We start from the raw sequence: 22,680 nt of genomic DNA, 5'->3' as shown, positions 1-22,680 counted from the left end.
AACTATCCTTTTACTACGCCTAATGGAGTCATTCTTGCAACTTTTTCTGCTATGCCGCTTAATTCAAGTGAAAGAACTACTTCATCCACGTCCTTGTAGGCGTAAGGTGCTTCTTCTGCTAAGGTTCCTAAAGAGGCTGCTTTCACTATTTTTCCTTGCTGCAGTAATTCTTTTTGTATTTCACTTCCCTTCTTTTTTGCTATTGCTGCATTCCTGCTCATCACCCTGCCTGCGCCGTGGGCCACGCTCCCGAATGTTTCCTCTAGCCCTTTCTGTGTCCCTATTACAACCCAGGAGGCTGTGCCCATTGAGCCTGGAATTATTGCCGGGTGCCCTGTCTCGGAATAAATTTTAGGGTTCTCTTTTCTTCCTGTAGGGAAAGCCCTTGTTGCTCCTTTCCTGTGCACCAGCAATTTTTTCTTTTTCCCCTCAATTCCCTCAATTTTATGTTCTTCAATTTTTGCGATGTTATGGGCTACATCGTAAAGCAGCTCCATTTCCATTTCTTCTGGGCTCCTTCCAATGATTTTGCTGAATCCCTGCCTTGTCCAGTGCATTATCATCTGCCTGTTCGCGAAAGCATAATTTACTGCGCAGTACATTGCGCCCAAGTAATCCTGGCCTTCCTTTGAGGTTACTGGAGCGCAGCACAACTGCCTGTCAGGCACTTTAATATTGTACTTGTTCATTGCTGAAACCATTAAATCCAAGTAATCCGAGGCAATTTGATGGCCTAAGCCCCTGCTGCCAGAGTGAGCCATTAACACTATCTGGCCTTTCTTGAGCCCGAATTTTTCTGCTGTTTTCTCATCAAATATTTCTTGTACCAATTGTATTTCAAGGAAATGATTTCCTGAGCCTAAAGACCCTAATTGTGGAAGGCCCCTTGAAATGGCTTTCTCTGAAACCTTGCTTGAGTCAGCCAATTCAATGCACCCTTCTTCCTCCATTGCCTGCAAGTCTTTCTTCCAGCCAAAGCCTTCCCTTACAGCCCATTCTGCTCCCTCCTGCATTACCTCATTCAATTGATTCCTGTTTGCCTTGAACTGCCCTTTGCTTCCAAGGCCGCTTGGCACTTCCTCGAACAACCTGTTCACTAATTCATTCATTTTAGGCTTTACATCCTTTAACTCCAAATTAGTTTTAATAAGCCTTACACCGCAATTTGATACAACAAAATTGTTTGCAATGAAATTGTGTGTTTCCTGAATATTGAAATCAAAAACTGTTTCTTGGTTTTTTGGTTTTATGCTTTCAATTTTATCTGCAATAAATTTATTATCTTCAAAGATTATTACTTTTTCTCCAATCTTTATTTTTTCAATTTCTTTCATTCTATTAAGCGTTAAAAAAGGATGTTCTCTTGTAGCACAAATGGAATTTCCTAATTCTGTTGTAACCTTAAATAATTTTTTGTTTTTAAATTTCATGAAAAAAGAAGGAAAAACAAGTAGTGCTTTTTTATTATTTATTGTTGTTATTCTGTAATTTTGCTTTTCAAATTTTTTTATTTTTTTGAATCCATCTTCACTTAAAATTTTTGTTTTGCCTTTGATGCAGTTGATGTCGTAGCCTACACCGCCAGGGCTCACCACGCCTGTTTCATAATCAATTCCTGCTACTCCTCCAATACAAAATCCATATCCTTTGTGGGCATCAGGCTGGGCAATAGAATATTTTTGTATGCCCGGTAGATAAGCTACATTTTTTATTTGAGTTATTGCATCGCTTTCTATTGCTTTAACTATTTTTTCTGTCCCGTAGATTCTGGCCGGAACAAGCATTCCTCCTTCTTTTGGAATTTCCCATATTCCCTCAGCTATTTTCTTGTATTCCATTCAAATCACTTAATACAATTTAATACAATTATAGAACAAAGATTTTTTCTTTATATGTCTAACAGCACTCTCGCCTTCCATTTGCCTTCTTCTTTTCTGGCCTGGAAGTCGTGCCATGTTACAGCCTTTATTTCGCTTTTTATTTCGTGCTTTTCTGGGTTTATTGGCTCGCCTTTCAATTCAACTTCAAGCACGCCTTCCTCCAAGCTGAATTTCTTCACCAAAAACTTCTTGAAGAACATCAATTTTACTTCCATTGTGAGAAGAAGTTCTCCCAGAAACTTATGGAGAAGTTCCTCAAAGTCTTTTGCTGTTACCTTTAATTCAATTGACTCTCTGGGTTCAACCTTCTCCAATGAGTACATTGCATTGCATAAGGCTTCAGCGCTGTTCGCAATCAATTCTTCCTGCGTCTGCCCATAAGCCTCAAACAGTATGTCTGAAGTATGCTCCAGGTAAGAGTATTTTGGGCTCATCATAAAATTAGAGGTAATGTATCTAAAAATTTTTTGGGTAAAAAGAAGAGTTAGTATTATTTCTTGTCATTTTGTTTTGAATAGGCTGAATTGGATTGGTTCTATTGGTTTTCCTTCTTGGAGGCAGAATATTTCCAGTATCATAGGCCCTTTGAAGCCCGGATCAAATATTATTGATGGAATCTGATAGCTAATTCCGTTTGTGCTTGAGTGAATGTAGCCTCCAATGTTTTGTGGCAATTTTATTGGTTCTGTTTCTAATATCAATATTTTTCCGGCTTTGCTTATTGGCTTTCTTTTTATTCTTTTTGAAACCATGTCCAAAAATTTTCTTTTTCTGCCTTTTAAAACATCCATTTTTCCTAAAACTTTTTTTACCGGCCAAGGAAAAACCCTTTGGATTTTAGGTGGCATTATTTCAATTATTCCGTTTTCATTTATTATAAAATTTTTTCCGAGCTTTATGCTTCCTCTTTTTATTTCCCCCAATATTTCTTTCTTTCTTATGTGTTCTACCATTGTCGGAAAAAAAAGTCTTAGTAATGGCCTGCCTGATTTCAATTTAATTGGAATTTCACCCAAATGAAGCAAAGAAACTTTTTCTGGGGTAATACTTTCTCTTATGACTTCTGGCATGTTGCTTTATTTAAAGCCAATTGAAAGCCCAAGCTTTGCAGCAGCACTTCTTAGCGAAACTATAGGCATTTCTAGACCGGGAAATTTGTATCTTTGATTCAATTCTATTTCAGCGTATTCCCCTTTTCTCATAACGTATTTTTCTTTTATTTGTCGCGCTCCTGGAATGTGCGGGTTAACTATTATTCTGTTTATGGTAAGATCTCTTGTAATAGGGTTTCTTGTTCTTTTAATTTGCATTGCAATAAAGAATTAGTTTTACCTATTATAATAATTTATTCTTTTAATTCGATTTCCACGTGGACGTTTTCTGGGATTTCTACTCTCATTACCCTTCTTAATGTTCTCTCGTCTGCCTCTATGTCTATCATTCTTTTGTGTAATCGTATTTCCCATTTCTCGTAGCTTTCTGTGCCCCCTGCGCTCATGCCTTTTCGTGTTGGCACAACAAGCTTTTTTGTGGGCAGAGGGATTGCTCCAGAATGCTTTACGCCTGTCTTTTTGACTATGTCTAGTATTTTCTCGCAGATGTCATTCAAGGTATTGTAGTCAGGGCTTGACAGCTTGATTCTTGCTTTCTGCATTCTGTGCTCCTCTTTTAAAATCAAAAGAGAATTTTTTTTTAATAAAAAAATTTTAAAAAAATAAAAAAATCAGGGGATTAATTTACTTCCTTGGCGTAATGCTTACTATCATTCCTGCCGCTACAGTTTGTCCCATGTCCCTGATTGCGAACCTTCCTAATTGAGGGAACTTCTTGTATTCTTCTGCTGAAACAGGCTTTGTTGGAACTATCTTCACTATTGCTGCGTCCCCTGTCTTAAGGAATTTAGGGTTCTCTTCTTTTACTGCGCCTGTCTTTGGGTCTAATTTCTTTTGCAGTTCTGTTATCTGCATTGACATTTGCGCTGTATGCAAGTGGAATACTGGAGTGTAGTTTACAGGGATTGCTGTAGGATGATTCAATACAACAATTTGCGCTATGAAGTCTTTTACTACAGTTGGAGGGTCTTTGGTGTGCCCTGCAACATCCCCTCTTGCTACATCTGTCTTTGCTATGCCTCTCACATTGAATCCAATGTTGTCTCCTGGGACTGCTTGGGGCAATTGCTCGTGGTGCATTTCAATTGATTTTACTTCTCCTTGTTTTCCAACAGGCTCAATTATTATTGTTTCCCCTGGTTTTAGTATTCCTGTCTCAATTCTTCCAACTGGGACTGTTCCTACACCTTTAATGTTGTATACGTCCTGTATTGGCAGTCTTAAAGGTTTTCCTGTCGGAGGCTCTGGGGCAATCAATTCGTCCAATGCTTCAACTATTGTTGGTCCTTTATACCATGAAAGCTTGTCTGACTTTTTTGCTACGTTGTCTCCGAGCCAGGCGCTGACTGGAATGAATTTAACGTTCTCTAACTTGAATCCTACGCCTGTAAGGAGCTTTGTCAGGTCTTCTTTTAATTTATTGAATATTTTTTCGTCGTAATTGACTTCGTCCATCTTGTTTGCTGCCACGATCAATTGCTTTAATCCCATCACTTGAGCAAGGAATGCGTGCTCTTTTGTTTGAGGCTGAATGCCTTCTTTTGCGCTTACAACGAGTACTGCTGCATCTGCCTGGCTTGTGCCTGTAATCATGTTCTTCACGAAGTCTTTGTGGCCTGGCGCGTCAATTATGGTATAATCATTCTTTTTTCCTTGGAATTTCTTGTATGAGACATCAATTGTAAGGCCTCTTTCCCTTTCCTCTTTTAAATTATCCATTACGTAAGCAAAGGCAAATGTTCCTTTTCCCCTTGATTCTGCCTCCTGCTTTAATTTCCTGTAGTCTTGCTCGCTCAATGCCCCAGTGTCATAGAGCAGTCTGCCAACTAAGGTTGATTTGCCGTGATCAACGTGGCCAATGAAAACCAAATTCACGTGTGGCTTTACTGCAGCCATTTTTAATACCTCCAAATAAAACTATTTAGAATAATTATAATTCTACCAATATCTTTTAAACCAAAACAATTAAAAATGCTTTTTATTTTGCCTTTATTCCAAAAAGTATTGGGCGCTTTTTGGTTCTGGCTCAAGGCCTTTTCTTTTCCTTATCTCTGAGGTTGTTGTCCTCTGCAGTTCTCTTGGCAGCCTCTCGTATCCTGCGTATTCTGCTGTCCATACTGCCCTGCCCTGCGTTGCGCCCCTTATTGCAGCACTGAATCCAATTAATTCTTTTACTGGGGCTTTTCCTACAATTATTGTCTGGTCTCCTTCCTGCCTCATTTCTGTTATTTGAATTCTTCTTGAGCCCAATTCTTTTGACACTGCCCCTATGTAGTCTTGGGGGACTAAAATTGAGAGAATCTGTTTTGGCTCAAGCAGTAAAGCATCAGCTGAGAGGATGCACGCGTAAATTCCTCTTGTGATTGCAGGCAGCACTTGCGCTGGGCCCCTGTGGATTGCGTCCTCGTGAAGAGAAGCATCCTCCATTATTACTTTTATTCCCTGCACTTTTTCTTTTGCTAAAGGCCCTTCGTCTATTGCGTCATTAAAGCCCTGTATTACCAATTCTTTTATTTCGAATAATGCCTCTATGCCTCTTGTGGCATTAATTAGAATACTATGGTTGTGCACTGCCCAAATTCTTTTGGCTTCCTCCCTGTCAAAGCCAATGTTCACCAGTTTAGGCACTATGTCCTTGTCTTTATCTCTTATTTTTCCTTCAATTTTTGATTCAATTAAATTTGTTAGCACTTCTTCTGGGATTGGCTCTACCCTCAGCTTGAATTTGTTGTGCTTGTTTGGGGTTTTTGTTTCTAGTGTAGGAGAGTCTTTTGTTATTGCCTCATGGTATACTACAATAGGGTTTCCTACAGTAATTGGAAGCTTATGGTCTACTTCAATCCTGTACTGTGTTACTTCCAGGTGAAGTTCGCCCATCCCACTCAATAAATGCTCTCCGGTCTCCTGGTTTATTGTTGCCCTAACATTAGGGTCTTCTTTTGTGATCTGTTTTATTACTTCAATTAATTTTGGAAGATCCTTTGTCTGCTTTGCTTCGACTGAAACAGTCATTACTGGTTCTGCAGTGCTCATGAATGACTCGAATTCCTTTATTTCTTTTGTTGAAATTGTTTCTCCTGCATAAACTTCCTTTAATCCAACTATTGCCGCAATATTTCCTGCAGGCACTTCTGCTACAGGCACTCTTTCAGGGCCCATGTACAGGCAGACTTGTTGTATTGGCACTTCCTTTTGTGACCCAATAAGCCTTACTGTTACACCCCTTCTTATTTTTCCTGAATAAATCCTTCCTGTTGCAACGTCTCCAGCGTGAGGGTCTACTGTTACATCTGTAATCATCATTGCAAGAGGCCCTTCAGGGTCACAGGAAAGCATTGCCTTTGCTTCTTCGCTTTCTATTTCTCCTCCCCAGATTTTTGGAATCCTGTATTTCTGCGCTGTAAGAGGGTTTGGCAGATGGTTTATAACCATTTCAAGTATTGCTTCGAATAAAGGAGACTTTTTTGCAAGGCTTTTCTGATCCTGGTTCTTGCAGTAATCATATACGTCTTTGAAGGAAACGCCTGTTGTCTTCATGTGCGGGATAGACACAGCCCAATTATAGTATGCTGAGCCGAATACAACTGAGCCATTGTCCACTTTTACTTTCCATTCCTCCTTGAATTTTTCAGGGACATTCTTTTCAATTAATTTGTTGACTTGAATTATTGTTTTCACGAATCTTTCCTGCATTTGTTCTGCAGTGAGCTGTAATTCGTTCACCAGCCTGTCAACCTTGTTTATGAAAAGGACAGGCTTTACGTTTTCTTTGAGGGCCTGCCTTATTACTGTTTCTGTCTGGGGCATTACGCCTTCAACTGAGTCCACAACCAGGATCACCCCGTCCACTGCCCTCATTGCCCTTATTACTTCTCCCCCAAAGTCAATGTGACCCGGGGTGTCAATTATGTTGATCAAGAATTCTTTTTCTTTGTATTCGTGCACAATTGAAACGTTAGCTGCATTTATTGTTATTCCTCTTGCCTGCTCTAATTCATAGAAGTCCATGAACAATTGTTTTCCTGCTAATTCCTGGCTTATCATTCCTGAAGCAGCAATAAGGTTGTCCGTCATTGTTGTCTTGCCGTGATCTATGTGGGCAACTACCCCAATGTTTCTTATGTTCTCTCGGTTCTTCATGTAGTGCTCTGCTTTCTTTGCTACTTCCTCTCTTTTTGTCATTCCTTTCACCTTGAACTAACTGCAATTCTCTCTATTTCGTCTTTTCTTTTCAGTGAATAGCTCGCAGGATCGTTTTTTGCTGTGAGAATTAGTTCTTTTGCGAGGGCTTCCCGTGCGCTTATCTTTTTGCTGAAGGATAAAGCAAATGCTGCCAGTGCAATGTTTTTCAGGCTTTCATCAATTCTTTTTAAAGGGGATACATCCACTGAGAGGGTGTAGGCAACCCCCCCTTTCTGTATTCTTGTAATGTCTTCCCTTGGGGCTGCATTTTCTATTGCTCTTATAAGTACTTGAATAGGGTTTTCTTTTGTTTCTTGTTCCACTATGTCAAATGCTTCTTCAACTATTTTGAGTGCAAGGATTTTTTTGCCGCATACCCCCCTCCCCCTAATGTATTTCCCGCTCAGTTTCCTTTTTCCTTGGCCTGAGCGCATTACCTTGTTCACGAGCCTTTCAACCAGATTCATTTTTCCTTTTGAGAACCTTTTCCTTGTGCTTCTCCCGAAAGTGTGGGGCACATGCTTTGGCTTTAAATCCAAGTATTTCTGCAGGCTTATGTCCCTTATTTTTACGTCTTCACTCCCCCATTTACCGAAAAACAAAACTTTTTCTGTCATAAACATCTTTATCTCTTTACTTTTTCCTTCCTTCCTGTCCTGAGCATTTCGAGGGACTGGTTGTTTACCTTTATTACCTTGAATTTCACTCCCCATAAGTCTCCTTTTGCTCCGTGCTTTCTTCCGCCCAGGCCTTCAATTATTACTTCATCGTGCTCGTCAATGTATTTTATTGCCCCGTCATATGGCGCGAGGGCTGTAACCTGTTTCCCGTTTTTAATAAGCTGGACTCTAACGCATTTCCTAATTCCTGAGTTTGGCTGTCTTGCTTCTACCCCCCTTTTTTCCAGTACTATTCCTCTGGCCTGTGGTGAACCCTCCATTATGCTTTTGTCTCCTCTCATTTTTTCGAGCAATCTTTCCTTTTCCTTTCTTTTTTTCTTTCTCCATTTCTTTCTTTTTTTTTCCAGCTGTTTTGCTGCGAATTCTCCTGTAGCCATTTTTCTTCACTTTTACTTGATTTTTATTTCGCTTATGCCGTAATTTCTCTCCATTAATTCCTTTATTTTTTTGAGTTTGTTTGTTTCTGAGAATATTTTTCTCTTGTTTTCTGAGTCAAGGTTTATCTGTATTATTTTTTTTCCGTCTAATTGCTTTACTTCAGCTGAATTTATTTTGATTTTGTTAAGCGAGTTCTGCACGAAGTTCCTTGGGTCTTTTGTGTAGCCGTAAACCTCAATGTTTTTCTTTAATTTTTCTCTTAATTTGTTTATTGTTTCCCCTTTCCTCCCGATCACTGTTCCTAATTCAATGTCTTTCACAAGGAATGTAATTGAATTGCCGTGCACTATGCAGTCTTTTGCTGTGACTCCTGAAAATGCCTGCAGTGCGTTCATAAGCAGAATTTCTTGGTTTGATATTTTCATTTTTTTTCCCTTGCTTTTCCTGTCATTCTTTTTCGCTGTCTTTCTTTTTTGCTTTTGTCTTTCCTGTTACTGAAAGAATTTTTGATTTTCCTGCATTTGTTATTGTCATCACTGATACAGGGTACGGTTTTCCGCAGACTGCGCCCAGCTCGAGTGATGTTCCCTTGAATTCATAAAAAGGAATTTCGGATATTTTGGCCAAGCCAGTTAATTTTTCTTTAAGCAACCTGCTTATGTTTTGGCTTAATATAATTAGTTCCCCATTTCCTTTTAAAATATTTTTATTTGACTGCCTTGAGCCAAAAATTACTTTTCCCGTGTCCACAGCCCTTCTTATTTCCTTGTTTACATCTATTTCAACCATATTTCATCACAATTAATTTTTGTTTTTTCCTTGGCCCATCAACAGCTCAACAGTCCCTGTGCCCACCTTTATTGGCTGGCCTACAATTATGTTTTCCACTACCCCCTGCAGTTCTTCTGTTTCCCCTTTGAATGCAGCGTCAAGCAGGTGTTTTATTGTTTCCTCGAATGCAGCCCTCGCCAATGGAGAACTCTTCTGTCTTGTAATCCCTGTCCTTACAATCCCTTTTATGTCGCCTTCAAAGCACATCAAGTCTGCCAACAGTATGAGGTGCCTTATGTCCACCATTATTCCGTTTTCTTTGAATGTCTTGAATAATTCGTTTACAATTGAAATTCTCCCTGCTTCAATTCCAAGGACCCTGCTTATCTCTTTTATGTCATTTGTTATTGTCCTTGTTTCATCCACTTCCTTCATTCTCATTAAGGTTTTGAGGTTTGTTCCTCTTGTCCTAATAAGGAATTCGCCTTTTTCTTCGAACACAATTGTTTTCTCTATTCCTCTCACGCCTTGTATCCTCATGTTTATTACCTTGTTCAGATTCTTTCTTATTTTAATTAAGGGCTCTCTCCCAAGAGCGAATTCATTATGCTCTTTTCCTTTTGCCTTGCTTTTCAAATACCTTTCAATCTTTTTTGTTAATTCTTCCTTGTCAATGTTCCTTTCCTTTATTTCTTCTTCAAGGAAATGCACTTTAAGCATTCTTCCATCAAAATCTTCCTCGAACTTTACTACATCACCTATTCTCACATCAATAAGGGATTTCGCAAAGATGTCTGCCTTCTCCCTGTTATGCTTTAATTCCTCTGTCAAGTATATTGTCATTGAAGGATACTTGGCTTTGCTTCTAGCGTCCACTATTTCTTCCACCCTCTGTATCCCCGAACCAACTGAAACCTCTGCTGCCCCAGCGTAGTGTTTTGTTCTTAATGTCAATTGTGTTCCTGGTTCTCCCATTGACTGGGCTGCAACTATTCCTACTGCCTCCCCCGGCTCAACCAGTGAACTCAAGTATTTTTTTTCAATGTTTGCCACAAGCCTTGCTTTTTCTTCTGTGCTCAAGCCATACTTTACTGTTTTTTCGTCTATTTCTTTCATTATGCCGTAAGGCAGGAATTCGTGCTTTGAAATATTTTCTTCTTCCTTCATTATTTGGGCTATGGGCTTCTCTATCTTTTTCTTTTTCATTTTTTTTCTTTTTTGTTTTCCTTTTGCCATTTTTTTTGCCTCTGGTTATTCATACAATCTTTCCAGTTCCCTTCTCATGCTTATGGTTTTTCCTTTTGTGGTTTTCATTGGAAAGACACCATCTTCCCCGTACATGAACTGGATTATATTCTTGTTTGCGCTCCTTGTGGTTTTATCGTAGTTTATCACCAAATCCTTCAGTGAGTTCGCAAACCTCCTGTATAAGTATCCTGAAACCTTTGTGGAAACCCCTGTGTCTACCTCTCCCTGCCTCCCCCCCATTGAATGGTAGAAGTATTCTTTTACGCTCATTCCTTCCATGAAGTTGTGGCCTATAAAGCCTCCTGCAAGTGCCCCAACATCCTTCTCTTTGTTTGTGGTTATTAGCCTGTTCTTGAAGCCTCTTTTAGGTCTTCCTTCTCTTACTGCTGCCTGCCCCCACATGCCTTGAATATTTGTAAGGTTGATAGGGCTTCCCCTTGAGCCGCTCATTATCATTATAGTGCTGTTGTATTTCGGATTTTCCCCAAGCATTTCGTCTATTTTTTCTTTCATTATCTGTTTTTGGACTTCATCTTTTGTCTTGAAGCCTATCTGCATCATCTTTATTTCAAATGATTCTTCCAGTGTCCTGCCTGGAATGTGCTCTATTATGCCTTCCCTGTATTCTTTAACCAATTTTTCTGATTCTTCCAATTCCTGTTGTATGGCCTTTTCTTTCACTTTTTCTATTGTTTCTGTTGTCTTGTATTCGTCAAGGCCTACATTCATTCCTTTTCTTGTGATAAGGTCTTCGATTATCCTGTTTATCTTGTAATAGAATTCTTCTATCGCGCTTGCATTATAATCCCTTGCCAGTACGTCCACAATCTTTCCTTTTCCTTCCCCTACAGCTTCCTCGTCTATTACTCCTGTCTTAAGCCTGCCTTCCTCTATTGTTATATATGCGTCATAAGGGCAGCCCTCTTTCCTGCATTCATCGCATGGGTTGATCTTCTGTATTTCCTTGCAGGTATTGCTCTTGAAGCTCAAATTCAAGTCTTTCGGAAGCAGTTGGCTGAATATTAATTTTCCTGAGTAATAACCTCCTTCAAGGTCTGGCTCAGGGATTTCTGTAATTCCAATTTCATAGAAATATTTCATTGCTTCTTCTCTTGTGAATTTTGTCTGGCGCATTGTAAGGACATAGGTTCCACTAATTCCGTCCTCGTCCAAAATTATTACCGGAGCCCCATAGCGCGGGGATATAACCTGGTTTGCTGCAAGCATTAATTCTTTTGCTTCAGTTTTTCCTTCCTCTGTCTGGGGCACATGCAAGTTCATTTCGTCTCCATCGAAGTCTGCGTTGTAGGGCTTGCATACAATAGGATTAATCCTGAAAGTCCTTCCTGGAAGGATTCTCACTTTGTGCGCCATCATACTCAGCCTGTGCAGTGAAGGCTGCCTGTTGAATAATATGGTGTCTCCATTCATTATTTTTCTTTCAATCTTGAATCCTATGTCCAGTTCATCCAAGGCCTCTTTTTTTGTCTGCTCTGAAACCCTTTTTCTTGCTCCATTAGGCCTTACAATGTAAAGCACTTGGTCTGTTTCTTTAATTAGCCTTAATATTTCTTTTTTGTTCCATTCAGTTACTTGCTCTGGAACTGTAAGGTCGTTTGCTATTTCTTCTGGAACGCCAATTTCGTTAATTGAAATGTAAGGGTCTGGCGTTATGGTTGACCTTGCAGCAAAATTCACCCTCTTTCCTGTGAGGTTGTACCTGAATCTTCCTTTCTTTCCTTTCAGCCTCTGCACCAAAGTCCTTAGTGCCCTTCCGCTCCTGTGCTTTGCCGGGGGAACTCCCGCTGTATTGTTATCGAAAAAGGTTGTTACGTGATACTGCAGTAAATCCCACAAGTCTTCAATTATTAATTGAGGGGCCCCAGCATCAATGTTGTCTTTCAGTCTTTGGTTAATTCTAATGATGTCCACAAGCTTGTGCGTTAAATCGTCCTCGCTTTTAATCCCTGATTCAAGTGTTATTGAAGGCCTCATTGTGATTGGAGGCACTAAGAGTACAGTAAGCACGAACCATTCAGGCCTTATCCTTTCAGGGTCATAGCCAAACAACATTAAGTCCTTGTTTGGAATCTTCTCCAGCCATTCCCTTATCTGGGTTGGGTACAATCTTTCTTTTCCCTGGAAAAAGTTTGTTGGCTTGTCTAAAATTATTGGCACTTTTTCTGTCCCGCAGTAAGGGCACTTATGCATTTTTTTTGCCCTTAAAAGAATTCTTTTTAGCACGAGCTCAGGGTTCTCCCCAATCAATGGCAGGTACTGTTTTATTTTGTCGTCCGGGATTAACACTCTCCCGCAGCTCTGGCAGCTTCCTACAAGGAGTTCTTCCACTTTCCTGCTGAACTCTGAGTGCACTACAGGCCTCACCAATTCAATTGAGCCGAAATGCCCTGGGCACTGCTTCATTTTCTGGCCACAGGTCTTGCACCTCAGGCCCGGGTTGATCACCCCCAAGTGGGGGTCCATTAATCCTGTCTCCATTGGGTAGCCGTCTTTGTCGTAAGTATCAGGGGTTTTGATCTCTAATGCGCTCAGCTTCCTTATCATCTGAGGGCTTAATACCCCGAATTCAACTGCAGAAATTTTCTTCAACAACATTTTATTTCACTTTCTTTTTTTTTAATTTTTTTCTCTTACACCCTGTCCTTGATTATTAATTGAGGCATTATTCCTAATGCCTTTAATTCGTCTAACAATAACTTGAAGCCATAGCTCATTTCAACTGGATATACGGCTGAACCCCCGCATAAAGCACAGTATCTCCTGTTCCTTATCTGATCATTTATTGCAATTATACCGCATTTCTCGCACACTAATTCAATTACCTTATCTGAGTCTTCAATGAATTTCTCCTGCAAAAGCATTGCTGCTCCGTGGCCAACCAAGGTTTCCCCTTCCATTTCACCGAACCTTAATCCCCCCTCTTTCTCTTTTCCTTCTGTCGGCTGCCTTGTAAGAATTTGCACTGGGCCTCGGCTTCTTGCCTGCATCTTGTGTGCAACCATGTGGAACAGCCTTCTGTAAGAAACTATTCCCATAAAGATTTCGCTTTCAATTCTTTCTCCTGTAATTCCGTCAAATAATGTTTCCTTTCCATCACCCCTGAATTTTCCTTCCTTCAGCATCTTCTGGAGTTCCCCCATTGTAACTGAACTGAATGGGGTTCCGTCAATGAATGTTCCTGTAATTGAAGCAGCTTTTCCTGCAAGCATTTCAATTAAATGGCCAATAGTCATTCTGCTTGGAATTGAGTGAGGGTTAAGAATTAAATCAGGCTTTATTCCTGATGCAGTGAAAGGCATGTCTTCTTCTGGAATAATTGCCCCTATTACTCCTTTCTGGCCGTGCTTTGAAGAAAACTTGTCTCCTATTTCAGGAATCATCTCGCTCCTTATCTTCACTTTAGCAAGCCTATTACCATCTCCGTCCTCTGAAATTATTAATTTATCAACAAACCCTGGCTTTCCTTTCCTTACGCTCATTGAAGCCTCTCTTCTTTTTTCCTGCACTACACCGAACTCGCTTACTTCCTCCAGAAACCTTGGCGGGCTTGTCTTTCCAATAATTATGTCCTTCTCTAAAGCAAATTCCTCTACTTCAATCAATCCATCAGAACCCAGCTTCTTGTAATACTCTTCTCCTAAAAATCCTACAGTTTCTTCTGTTGGAATCTCGAATTTGTCTATCTGGCCTCCTGGATACCTGTTCTCGCTGCTTTCATACATCCTGAAATAAGAACTCCTTCCAAGGCCCCTGTCCGCTGCACCTTTGTTCAGCACAATAGCATCAAGTATATTGAATCCATAGAAAGGCATTATTGCCACAACAAAATTCTGTTCCTGGGGCCTTTCCTTTATGTCAATTAAATTCATTGTCTTTGTTTCAACCAAGGCTCTCTGCGGGTAATACAATAAATGGCCTTCAGTGTCAGTCCTCAAATTATAATTTATTGCATTTATGCCTAAAGCCTGCTTGAACATTTTTGCTCCGTGCAATGCCTTTCCAGCCATGTTGTGTTCAAGGTAAGGGATCATTGAAGTTACTATGCTCAGCACGCCGGCAGGGTCTATCTCCATGTGAGTATGCTCTTTTGTTATTTCTTCTTCTTTTGTTGCAATTAAGGCGTTCTCTTCCTCTTCTGCATCCAAGTATTCTATTACCCCTTCCTTCACTAAGTCATGCCAGTGCATTTTTCCTTCTCTCACTGCCTTCAAGTGATCTTCCTTTAATTTCAGTTTACCTTCTTCAACTATAAGCAATGGCCTCTGCACCCTTCCTGCATCAGTGTTAATGTAAACTTCAGCAGTATCAATATGATGAGCAATATTCACTTGAGGGTTGATTTTTCCTTTCCTTCTCAGGGTAATCAACTGCTTTGTGAGCTCTGCCCCGTCCTTGTGGAATCCTATGAGCCTTCCGTTAATGTACGCCCTTGTTACAGCCATAAAGTCCCCTTTTATAATTTCTTTAATTTCACTCCCATGTCATACAAGATTTTTTCTACTGGCGCCCCCTCTTGGTCTACTGTTACCTCTGCAAGCAAAGACAAATTTTTTACGAGCCCACACATCGGGCCATCAGGTGTTTCGACAGGATCAAGCCTTCCCCAGTGCGTTCCATGAACATCCCTTGCCTCATATAATTCCCTGTTCTTGTCCAGAGGGCTTTTTACTTTTCTTAAGTCTGTTAGTGGAGCCAAATAATTCACTCTCTCCATGAATTTGCTTACGCCTGTTGCTCTTCCAATCCAGTTTCCTGTGCTCATGGCAAACCTTATTCTCTCGCTTATTGCGCCAGGCCTTACTACAGTACTTATATTCAGTTTCCTTCTCCTTGTAATAGTCCTGTCAATCTGAAACTTCAAGTCTTTTATGAAGTATTTGAATGAATACCTGAACAAGTGTTCCATTAATTTTCCGCTTAACTCAAGTCTCTTGTTCTTGTAATGGTCTTTGTCATCTTCCCCTCTCAGGCCTTGCGCTAATTCTATTGCTTTTGTTGCCATCATTGCAAGATAGTATGCTTTCGCAAGCCTGTCCTCTGCCCTCTGGCCTATGTGCGGAAGCAGGAATGCATCTATTACCTCCTGTGCTCTCCTCAGCCTGTACTCTATGACCTGCCCTGGAGCAACATATTTTCCTATTTTGTCTAATGCTTCTTCCTGGTTCTTTATTTCAAGGAGCTCCAAATTCAATTGAACGTCATTCTGTATTTCTTTTTCTTCTGAGAATGCCCCAACGATTTCCTTGTCTGCTATAAGTCCTAATGCCCTCAATAATACGAATAACCTTAATTTTCTCGGCGAAGAAGGGAATGTTACTGAAAGTATGCCGTCAATATTTCTTGAAATCCTTACTCTTCCCTTGAATGCTCCTTTTGTTGAAATAACTTCAGCAATTACTTTGTCTTGAGGCTGCTTGCTTACAAGAACCCTGTCTGAAGCCAATACTTCCTGTGTCATTAATGCTTTCTCTGAGCCGTTTATTATGAAGTATCCCCCAAAGTCTTTTGGGTCTTCGCCCATTTCAATTAATTCTTCATCTGATTTCCCTGAAAGCCAGCACATATTGCTTTTCAGCATGATAGGCATTTCCCCAATATATGCCCGCTTCATGTCCTGCTCTACATCCCTTCTCAGTAATTTCATTGAGAGAAAAATTGGTCCAGAGTATGTCCTGTTCCTTATTCTTGCTTCCATTGGATAAAAATTAGTTCTTGGACTGCCATCAGCCTCAATTATTTTTGGCTTTTCCACTTCAATGTCAGCCAACTCAATTCTCACTTCCTCTATTTTTGGAACTATCAGCTTGTTTTCTTCCACTATCTGGTTCAATTTCTCGTCTATGAATTGGTTGAATGAATCTATCTCCTGCTGGGCAATGTTCCTGTCCCTGTAATAAGAATTAATTAAAGGCCAGTACTTCATTTATCCCACAATCCTGTAGCTCACGCTCTTTCCTGCTGTAAGACTGTTTCTCGTAATCCTGATTAGGTCGCCTTTCTTTGCCTGGATTTCTTCTATGACAGGGTCAGTTCTCAGAATTAAAGGGAACTTTTCTTTTAAGTTCCCGTACTTCTTTATTATCTCTTTTGCTTCATTTTCTGGAACAATTTCGTGCATTGGAACAAGATAATGGTTCAAAATAGATTTATTGTCTTTTGAGGCCAAATTCTTTCCTCCGGAGGAATTCTTTCAGGCAAAGCCTAAGCTAAGCTTTTGATTCAATTCAATGCTGTAAAGGCAGGCATAAATCCAAACAAACACCATTTCTTCCAGACAAAAAATCGCTGTGCTTACGGCTCAAACCCAGTTATTTAATGAATTGTCCACAGAAAAAAATTTAAATGAATGCTTTTAAGAAAATAAAATCAATCCTGCCCCAGTTCCTTCACCAGAAACTCTCCTTCCCTTTTCTTGTAGCCTAATTTTCTTGCCATAGTATTTGCTTTAAATCAGTTCTTTTATTTTGCTTAGGAATTGCCGTGCTGTTTTTAGCGCGTGTTCTGCGTCGTCTTTGAAGTATTCTGGCTGCAGTCCGTAAAGGCTTTCGTGCCTTTCAAGCCTCATTGAATTAAATTCATATAAAAGCTGTTTTCCTATTATTTTCTCGTATTTTTCTTCAAGGAATACTAATATAGGAACATGGCCTTTTTCTCTGAATCCTTCTTTAAAGAGCAGGGCTCTGGCAGCATGAAACATTGACATATAAGAGAAAACAATTGTTGTTTCAATCAAGTCTGCTTTCAACGCTTTTTCCGCTTCTTCAAGTTTTGCCTCGCTTATCTTAATTGACTGCTCCGCTTTCTTACTATTAGGCTCTTCCCTCTTAAGCCAGCCTTTCCTGATACAATCTTGAATCTTCATGCAGGCATCCCCCCATACAAAGCTATTCCAGTTGAAATTATTTCTGTGTAGAAAGGATTATCTTTTTTTTCCAGTTCCCTGAACTCTTTTAATGTCTTTTGTATTAATTGTACTTCCACTCCATCCAATTCCTTTATTTTAACTGGTTTTCTTTTGCTTGTTATTACAAGTACATCTAAATCGCTTTCTTTTGTGTTTGTTCCCAAAGCAAAAGAACCAAATAAAACAACAGAAATAGTGCTTTCATCAACAATGTTTTCCACAAGTTTTTTTTTCTTTATCCATTCGAGGTTCTTTATCTTTTTTAGTTCCTTGAAAGTTTGGCTTTCCTGTTCTGCAGAAAAAATCCGCAGATTTGCTTTCCTTTCTTCTTTAATCAACTCAGTTTTCTTCAATTCATCTAATGCTCTTTTTGAAGTGCTTGAACTTATTTTTGCAATGCGTGCAATCTCCCTTAAATAAAACTCTCTTTGAGGGTCATCAAGAAAAAGGTTAAGCACTTTTGCTGTGCTTCCATTAATTTTATCGAACATATGTTCTATTTATAGAACAATTGTTCTATTAAACCTTTCGCTGATTTGCTTTTGGCAGCTTGAATTCTTTCACGAGGCTCAAAAAGGATTGCAGCCTTTTGATTTCTGTTTCGAGGACTTTGATTGTGTGCAAGGCCTTCTTTGCCTTTTCTGTTTTTGCGCCCTTGATTTTTGCGCTCTCCTGCATTAAATCATTCAGTGAGACATTTATTGCTTTCTCCGCTTTGAGCAATACAGCCTTTCTCAGGCAGTCAAGCAAATCAGATTGAAGCAGGACGTAAACCTTCCTGTCTGCGCCTTTCTTTGATTTTTTTATTGTGCCTAATGCTTCAAGGAAGTCAATGCTCAAGGAAATAGTTGAAAGGGAATAATTCAATTTCCCTGCGATTTCCTGCAATGGCACAGGCTTTTCTGACAGGAAAAGATAGCCTAAAATTCTTCCGTGCAAGTCGCTGTATCCTAAAGAACTGGCTACTCCCGCAAAGGCGTCAATTACTTTCTCTTCAATTCCGTCATCGTTCATAGATGAAATCCTTCTTGGAGTAATTCTTTGTATTCAATTTCTTTTTCCTGCAGTTTAATTCCCTTGAAGGGCTTTGGGATTAACTCTAATGCTTTCTTTGAATCCAAATCCAAGGGATTGAATAATACTTCCCCTTTCCTTGAATTGAATTCAATATGCGCCCTGATTATTGGCTCCTGCTTGAGTAACTCGAACTGGATGAATGCAGCGTCATTCCTTTCATTCATTCCTTTGACCTCGAATTCCAGCTTCACTAATTTCTTGAACGGACTTTCACCATAGCTTGAATCTTCTTGCCATTCCTTTTTCATAAGCCAAAACCTTTTCTTTCTCAAAAAAATTCTTTGCTTCAGAATAAGTCTTTCCGTATCTTTCGTCCTGAGTCAATTTTTCTATGTCCCTTGCATACTTGTAGCTGATGCTTTCTTTTGGGTTCTTTTTCTGCCATTCCTCTGCCGGAACACTGTACTGCGCCTGCACTTTGTCCCTGTAAATTTCAGGTATGACATTAAAAGAGCAGAATGGAATTATTCTTCCGTCAGGCATTGCGTAATGTATGTCGCACCTTTCCACCCTCTGCTGGTCGTAAAGATAAGGGTCCATGAAATGCATTAATCCAATGAATAAAGTCTTGTTGTGTATTGCGCCCAATGCATCGTAATCGTGCTTCACCAATGCATTGAATAAAAGTTTTGTGAGGTTCAAGTCCTTTGGCTGTTTCTTCTTGTCAATAAAACTGCCTAACTTCATTAAAACCTTTGCTGTAACTAAAGCCTTGTTTTTCCCTTGCTCTATTTCTCCGGTCTTTTCTTTGAGGAACTCAAAGAAGCCCTCCACATCAACAAACCTTGTTATTGGAACTACCCTGTCTCCATCCAAGAAAAGATAGGTTGCTGCACCGCAAGCGAAATGAATGCTTAATTTGTATTGAGGCTGGTTGGTTAATGCTTCAATGAAATCTGATACCGGGGTAATGCATGGTACAGGGAAGAAATCTTTCATTGAAATCATGCCGTTGGTCTGCTCTTCAATTTTTTTTATTGCCCCCGGAATTGTAATCCTCTGCTTGTCCCTCAAAGTTTTAGGCATTCTTCCAACCAATGAAACAGGCTGGAAGTTAACGCCTCGCACAATATCCAAATTATTCAATGCAAAATTGATTATTGGGCCCAAATTATGGTCGTTAACGCTCCTTATGAGGGTAGGCACTAATACTATGCTTAATCCTCCTTTCCTGCATGCATCCAGAATTAACGGAATTTCGTAATGGTTTTTCGGGTTTGTTTCAGGTGTTGTGCCATCAAAGGAAAGATAGACTGTTGTGGCTCCCGCCCCGCTCAATTTCTTTGCTAATTCAGGGTTGAAAGCAAAATTTATTCCATGAGTATTTAATTGAATGTGATCATAGCCTTCTTTTTTTATTGCACTGACAATTTCCACTATGTCTTTTCTTAATGTGGGTTCTCCGCCAGTTACCTGGCATGCATTTGTGCCCACAGGCCTTTCATTCCTTAAGTTCTTCACCATGTTCACTATCTGTTTTATTGAAGGCTCGTAGATTGCGCTGCCTTCTTTTGCAAAGAAAAAGCAGTACCAGCAGCTTAAATCGCACCTGTTGGTTACAGCAATATTGGCCAGTCCTGTGTGAGTATGATGGTTCTTGCATAGGCCGCAGTCGTTAGGGCAGTTGCTTCCATTGTTTTCTATTGCTTTCCCGACATTTGGGTTCTCTATGCTTCTGCTTCCTGTTGCAAACTTTCTGGCGAAATTATAGTATTCAGCGTCCTCGTAATAAACTTCATCAAAGCTTCCGTGTTCAGGGCAATCCTTCTTTATGAATACTGCCCCGTCCCTTTCATAGACTTCTGCGTCTAATACTCTTTTGCAGTCAGGGCACAGAGACCTTGTCTTCAGAGGCAGCCCTGAAGCATAAGTTGAAGTAACAGCAGACTTATGGCTTTTAGGCCTCATTAATACTATCCCCCCACCAACATCGCAATAATAACAACTTTTAATATTTTCTAAAACTTGTAAAATTTATAATAACTTAGAGAAAAAGAGTTTTTAAACCTTTTCAATTCCACTTGTTTTCAAGTGCCTTTTCTTCTTCGGGTGTTTTTGAAGTAGCTCCAGGCTTCTTCCAGGTCATTGATTTCTAGATCTGGAAAAAATTTGTTTATGTGGTAGTATTCTGCGTAGGCCGCCTGCCATAAGAGGAAGCCGGATTTTGCTTCCCGCGCTTTTTCTTCTTCTCCAGTCCTTATGACAAAATCGCAGGAGTGCTGTATTGCCAAATGCTTCTCTAAATCCTTTTCATTCAAGCCGAAAAACAAGTTCTTCACCCTGTTCATTGGGCTGCTTACTGCCCTGAGTATCTCGCTCTGGCCTGTATACCCAATCAGAATGTTCAGAATCTTGTTTCCATAAAATTTTGTTTCGCTTTTTATTTCATTGAATACATCTGTTATTTTTGTTGGCACCTTGTCTTCTTTTGTTGAAACAAAATTCACTCTCACTTTTTCTTGGTGTATTATGTCTTCTTCAAGCAATTGATTCAATCTCTTGTAGTAAATTCCGTAAAGCCAGTTCAATTCCTCTTTTGTTCTCTTGAAGTTTTCTTCGCTTAATCCGTAAATGCTTATTTCTCCTATATCTTGCTTCTTTAAGGCCCATTTCAGGAATAATTCCATTTTCTCTGCGCCTTTTGCGTGGCCTAAGCTGGGGTGCATTTCGTGGAGTGCGGCCCAGCGCCTGTTTCCGTCAGGGATCATTCCTATATGGTATCTTCTTTCTGTCATTTAATAATCAGCCCATACCTATTATGGAAGAATAATTTTTAATTGTTTTACTCATAATTTGTTTTAGTGCTTTTTTATGGAGAAATTGCGCGCCCTTCTCTTGATTTCAGGCGGCTTTGACAGCCCTGTTGCAGGTCTTCTTGCTGCAAAGAAAGGTTTGGAGATTTATTGCGTTCATTTCTCTCAGGTGCCTTTTGCTGACAATACAGCAGAAGAGAAAGCATTCAAATTAGCCAAACTGATTAAGGCAAAAAAGTTTTTTGTTGTGGAGGCAGGAAACGCCTTCGCTGAATTATCCAAGAAATGCGATTACAAATACTACTTCATTTTGATGAAGCGGCTTATGCTAAAGGTTTCAGAGCAGTTGGCCTTAAAGAATTCGTGCAGTGCATTAATTACTGGAGAGAGTCTGGGTCAGGTTTCCTCCCAGACTTTAAGCAATCTGGCTGTAATTGATTCTGCTGTAAGGATTCCTGTCCTGAGGCCTTTGATTGGCTTTGACAAAGAGGAAATAATTGATATTGCCCGGGAGAACGAGCTTTATGATGTTTCTGTTGGAAGGGAATTATGCGATACCTTGGGCCCAAAGCATCCTGCAACCAAATCAGAGCAGAAATTCATTCTCGAAGAAGAAAAGAAAGTGAACTTGAAAGGAATAGTGGAAGGGTTAAGCGAGAGCGCAAGGGAAAGAATATTAGATTTAAGTACGTAAAGAAATTTCTGGAAAAAATGTAAGCTTATACTCTTTATACCACAGAAAGTGGTCATAGCATTCTATGGAATCTCCAAACTTGGAACGAATATAATGTAGAATTTCCATGAAATGTTCACAGCTTTTTACTTCGGCTTCCATTTCAAGATTAGGGCCTCCTATTGTTTCATATGCATACACTATGTCAGGATGCGCATTAAAAAAAGTAATTATCTTGTCTATTTTTGAATGATCTTTCAGTGTAAAATTAACTTTATACCAATAACGTCCTATTTTTGATAAGTCAATTAAAGGTCTATAAGTTAATATTATTTTTTTCTTTTCAAGATTTTTAAGTCTGTGTACAATGCTCCCAACAGACCAATTCAATTTTTCTGCTATATCTGTAATAGGCACACGCGCATTAGAAGAAATAAACCTAAGTAATTCACTGTCTTTTTTGTCTAAATGCTCTTTGCCTAAATTTGAAATCTTTATAGGCGGTACATCATTAATTGGTTGATTTGAAAAATATGCTCTCTTAAAAATGTAAAAATTTACATATATGGATTGATTAATTGTTTTTATATATTCTCCGAATTCTTCCATAAATTTTATTTCTTCCAAATGAAAATCATTAAGGTCAGACAGCCAGCAAGCAACCCCCAAATCAAATGGCCCTTCTATTGAATCAACCCACCAATATTTTTTGTCTTCAGCAAAATGTGATATTATCTCTTTTTCTTTTTCGAAAGAGACATTCTTTAGTTTTATGAAGAACCTGCAACTCATAAAACCCAATCTGGCCGCATCAATTATAGTATAGAACCCTTTTATTACACCAACATCTATGAGCCTTTTAATTCTGTAACCCACAACCTCCTTACTAGTTCTTGACTTTTTTGCTATTTCAGAATTTGAGGCGCGCGCATTAAAATCCAAATTAAAAAGAATTTTTCTGTCCAGAGAATCAAGAATATCTTTGACCATAAATATAATTA

At 39.5% G+C, this 22,680-nt stretch carries 24 protein-coding genes; 1 reads left to right on the top strand and 23 read right to left on the bottom strand.

From position 1 onward, the window contains the following. Positions 1-2 precede the first annotated feature (2 nt). The 22 genes from AB1467_03845 to uppS all read right to left on the bottom strand — a co-directional run bounded on the left by AB1467_03845 (position 3) and on the right by uppS (position 20,988). Positions 3-1,838, bottom strand: a complete 1,836-nt coding sequence (locus AB1467_03845; GenBank protein MEW6295399.1) for an RtcB family protein — start codon at positions 1,836-1,838, stop codon at positions 3-5. Positions 1,839-1,888: 50 nt separating this feature from the next. Further along, the gene (locus tag AB1467_03840; GenBank protein ID MEW6295398.1) at positions 1,889-2,314 is read right to left on the bottom strand and encodes an archease; all 426 of its coding nucleotides are present in this window, start codon (positions 2,312-2,314) and stop codon (positions 1,889-1,891) included. Positions 2,315-2,380: 66 nt separating this feature from the next. Continuing rightward, positions 2,381-2,950 carry a hypothetical protein gene (locus AB1467_03835; GenBank protein MEW6295397.1) on the bottom strand — a complete coding sequence of 190 codons (570 nt, stop codon included), beginning with the start codon at positions 2,948-2,950 and terminating at the stop codon, positions 2,381-2,383. 6 nt (positions 2,951-2,956) lie between these two features. Beyond that, entirely contained in the window at positions 2,957-3,190 is a 234-nt protein-coding gene (locus tag AB1467_03830; GenBank protein MEW6295396.1) for a hypothetical protein, read from the bottom strand. A gap of 35 nt (positions 3,191-3,225) precedes the next feature. Beyond that, positions 3,226-3,534, bottom strand: coding sequence for a 30S ribosomal protein S10 (rpsJ, locus tag AB1467_03825; protein MEW6295395.1), 309 nt, complete (start codon positions 3,532-3,534; stop codon positions 3,226-3,228). A gap of 82 nt (positions 3,535-3,616) precedes the next feature. Then, positions 3,617-4,888: a translation elongation factor EF-1 subunit alpha gene (gene tuf, locus AB1467_03820; GenBank protein MEW6295394.1), complete on the bottom strand. Its 1,272-nt coding sequence runs from the start codon at positions 4,886-4,888 to the stop codon at positions 3,617-3,619. Positions 4,889-4,981: 93 nt separating this feature from the next. After that, positions 4,982-7,174 (bottom strand): elongation factor EF-2, encoded by a 2,193-nt coding sequence (locus AB1467_03815; protein MEW6295393.1) that lies wholly within the window; start codon positions 7,172-7,174, stop codon positions 4,982-4,984. 5 nt (positions 7,175-7,179) lie between these two features. Further along, positions 7,180-7,797: a 30S ribosomal protein S7 gene (locus AB1467_03810; GenBank protein ID MEW6295392.1), complete on the bottom strand. Its 618-nt coding sequence runs from the start codon at positions 7,795-7,797 to the stop codon at positions 7,180-7,182. Positions 7,798-7,799: 2 nt separating this feature from the next. Beyond that, positions 7,800-8,231, bottom strand: coding sequence for a 30S ribosomal protein S12 (locus tag AB1467_03805; GenBank protein ID MEW6295391.1), 432 nt, complete (start codon positions 8,229-8,231; stop codon positions 7,800-7,802). 12 nt (positions 8,232-8,243) lie between these two features. Beyond that, positions 8,244-8,657: a NusA-like transcription termination signal-binding factor gene (locus AB1467_03800; GenBank protein MEW6295390.1), complete on the bottom strand. Its 414-nt coding sequence runs from the start codon at positions 8,655-8,657 to the stop codon at positions 8,244-8,246. 22 nt (positions 8,658-8,679) lie between these two features. Next, positions 8,680-9,021 (bottom strand): 50S ribosomal protein L30e, encoded by a 342-nt coding sequence (locus AB1467_03795; GenBank protein MEW6295389.1) that lies wholly within the window; start codon positions 9,019-9,021, stop codon positions 8,680-8,682. A gap of 12 nt (positions 9,022-9,033) precedes the next feature. Then, positions 9,034-10,239: a DNA-directed RNA polymerase subunit A'' gene (locus AB1467_03790; GenBank protein MEW6295388.1), complete on the bottom strand. Its 1,206-nt coding sequence runs from the start codon at positions 10,237-10,239 to the stop codon at positions 9,034-9,036. A 15-nt stretch (positions 10,240-10,254) separates the two neighbouring features. Beyond that, positions 10,255-12,867, bottom strand: a complete 2,613-nt coding sequence (locus AB1467_03785; GenBank protein ID MEW6295387.1) for a DNA-directed RNA polymerase subunit A' — start codon at positions 12,865-12,867, stop codon at positions 10,255-10,257. 35 nt (positions 12,868-12,902) lie between these two features. Then, on the bottom strand, positions 12,903-14,714 hold the full coding sequence (rpoB, locus tag AB1467_03780; GenBank protein MEW6295386.1) for a DNA-directed RNA polymerase subunit B: 1,812 nt from the start codon (positions 14,712-14,714) through the stop codon (positions 12,903-12,905). An 11-nt stretch (positions 14,715-14,725) separates the two neighbouring features. Then, a complete protein-coding gene (locus tag AB1467_03775; protein ID MEW6295385.1) occupies positions 14,726-16,195 on the bottom strand; it encodes a DNA-directed RNA polymerase subunit B'' in 1,470 nt (489 codons plus the stop codon). After that, positions 16,196-16,438: a DNA-directed RNA polymerase subunit H gene (locus AB1467_03770; GenBank protein MEW6295384.1), complete on the bottom strand. Its 243-nt coding sequence runs from the start codon at positions 16,436-16,438 to the stop codon at positions 16,196-16,198. Positions 16,439-16,717: 279 nt separating this feature from the next. Further along, positions 16,718-17,134: a HEPN domain-containing protein gene (locus AB1467_03765; GenBank protein MEW6295383.1), complete on the bottom strand. Its 417-nt coding sequence runs from the start codon at positions 17,132-17,134 to the stop codon at positions 16,718-16,720. Beyond that, on the bottom strand, positions 17,131-17,667 hold the full coding sequence (locus AB1467_03760) for a nucleotidyltransferase domain-containing protein (protein ID MEW6295382.1): 537 nt from the start codon (positions 17,665-17,667) through the stop codon (positions 17,131-17,133). The genes AB1467_03765 and AB1467_03760 overlap by 4 nt, the downstream gene beginning before the upstream one ends. A gap of 28 nt (positions 17,668-17,695) precedes the next feature. Further along, entirely contained in the window at positions 17,696-18,190 is a 495-nt protein-coding gene (locus tag AB1467_03755) for an HTH domain-containing protein (GenBank protein MEW6295381.1), read from the bottom strand. Further along, a complete protein-coding gene (locus tag AB1467_03750) occupies positions 18,187-18,501 on the bottom strand; it encodes a hypothetical protein (protein MEW6295380.1) in 315 nt (104 codons plus the stop codon). The genes AB1467_03755 and AB1467_03750 overlap by 4 nt, the downstream gene beginning before the upstream one ends. Further along, entirely contained in the window at positions 18,464-20,161 is a 1,698-nt protein-coding gene (tes, locus tag AB1467_03745) for a tetraether lipid synthase Tes (protein ID MEW6295379.1), read from the bottom strand. Before tes ends, AB1467_03750 begins: the two co-directional genes overlap by 38 nt. 119 nt (positions 20,162-20,280) lie before the next feature. Then, entirely contained in the window at positions 20,281-20,988 is a 708-nt protein-coding gene (uppS, locus tag AB1467_03740) for a polyprenyl diphosphate synthase (GenBank protein ID MEW6295378.1), read from the bottom strand. Positions 20,989-21,064: 76 nt separating this feature from the next. Between uppS and AB1467_03735 the strand changes: the two genes are divergently transcribed. Beyond that, a complete protein-coding gene (locus AB1467_03735; protein MEW6295377.1) occupies positions 21,065-21,700 on the top strand; it encodes a hypothetical protein in 636 nt (211 codons plus the stop codon). Here the strand turns inward: AB1467_03735 and AB1467_03730 are convergent. After that, complete coding sequence (locus AB1467_03730) at positions 21,689-22,669, bottom strand: winged helix-turn-helix transcriptional regulator (protein ID MEW6295376.1); 981 nt, start codon at positions 22,667-22,669, stop codon at positions 21,689-21,691. The two genes, AB1467_03735 and AB1467_03730, sit on opposite strands and share 12 nt — an antisense overlap. Between the last annotated feature and the right edge of the window lie 11 nt (positions 22,670-22,680).

The organism is Candidatus Diapherotrites archaeon (genome assembly GCA_040755695.1).
Lineage (GTDB): Archaea > Iainarchaeota > Iainarchaeia > Iainarchaeales > 1-14-0-10-31-34 > JBFMAK01.
Note: the sequence above shows the minus strand (reverse complement) of the source record. Positions and strands in the feature narration are given on the sequence as shown.